Source organism: Micromonospora sp. M51, from assembly GCF_018070305.1.
In the GTDB taxonomy this organism is placed as follows: domain Bacteria; phylum Actinomycetota; class Actinomycetes; order Mycobacteriales; family Micromonosporaceae; genus Micromonospora; species Micromonospora parva.
Genome location: NZ_JAGPXZ010001207.1, coordinates 1 through 1,139, shown reverse-complemented (window position 1 = coordinate 1,139; position 1,139 = coordinate 1). Strand labels below are relative to the sequence as shown.

Annotated in this window: 2 protein-coding genes; both read right to left on the bottom strand. The window is 77.1% G+C overall.

Annotated elements, in window-relative coordinates; all coding sequences use genetic code 11:
- The coding region (locus tag KBX53_RS36740) for a dienelactone hydrolase family protein (RefSeq protein WP_247676600.1) at positions 1–464 on the bottom strand (464 nt) is incomplete at its 3' end.
- Between the two features lie 55 nt (positions 465–519).
- Positions 520–1,139: nucleotide disphospho-sugar-binding domain-containing protein (locus KBX53_RS33730; protein WP_210863896.1), on the bottom strand; the 620-nt coding region annotated here is incomplete at its 5' end.

Here is a 1,139-nt window from a genome sequence, read left to right as displayed (position 1 = left end):
TCGGTGCCTCCGCCGCCCGGGCGCAGCGCCTCGAACATGCGGATCGACACCGGCCGCCCGTCGTCCACCCACCGTCGGTGGATCCGCCCCAGCCACCGCGCGTACGGGGTGGGGTCGGGCCCGGGGCGAAGCGGGGGGTGGTCCCAGGTGGCGTGTGGCAGCAGCAGGTCGACACGGGGCGGGCGCTCGGCCAGCAGCGCCCCGGCCACCCCGGCGCCCATCGAGAAGCCGGCGAGCACGGTCTGCGGTGGCAGGTCACGCAGCGCGGCCCGGGCCCGGTCCAGCACCACCTCCTGGCCGATCTTGTCGAGCAGCGCGAAGCCCTCCTCGACGGTGTCGGCGGCCGGGACGCCGTACAGGTCGGGGGTGCTGACCTGGTGCCCGGCGGCGCGCAACCGGTCGGCGGCGGCGCGCACGGCGGGGCGCAGCCCGTACACGGAGTGAAACAGCACGACGTGTCGCATCCGGTCATCCTGCCGCAGCCGGGCGACAGTCCGGGGTGGCCACGCCCAGCGGGCGTCAGACCAGTGCCGTCAGCCGCGCGACCAGGTCGGTCGGTGCCGGCATCCCGGCGATCTCGCGGCTGACCTGTGCGGCGGCGGTACGCAGGCGCTCGTCGGTGAGCAGCTGGGTCAGGGCCCGCGCGGTGATGTCGCGGGGACGCAGCGCCAGACCGGCGCCCCGGCGGGCCACCAGCTCGGCGTTGTGCCGCCGGTCCCCGGGACCCGTGGTGGCCAGTTGGGGCAGGCCGGCGGCGAGGGCACCGAGGACGCTGCCCGCCCCACCGTGGTGCACCAGCGCCGTGCTCGCCGGCAACGCCTCGTCGAGGGGGATCCAGTCGACCACCCGGACGTTGCCGGGCACCGAGCGGGCCGACCGTTCGTCGGGACGGACCAGCACGATCTCCGCGTCCACCTCGGCGGCGGCGGCCACCACGGCGGGCATCGGCCCCCGGTCGCCGGGGCCGGTCAGGGTGCTGCGGGTGACCAGGATCCGCTGGCGGTCACCCGGCTCGCGCAGCCAGTCCGGCAGCTGGCCACCGCCCACGTAGGACGAGTAGCGCATCGGCCAGCCGCCCTGCGTGGCAACGCTGGGCGGGGCCACGGCCAGGGCGGCGGCCGGCGCGGGCAGCTCGGTGA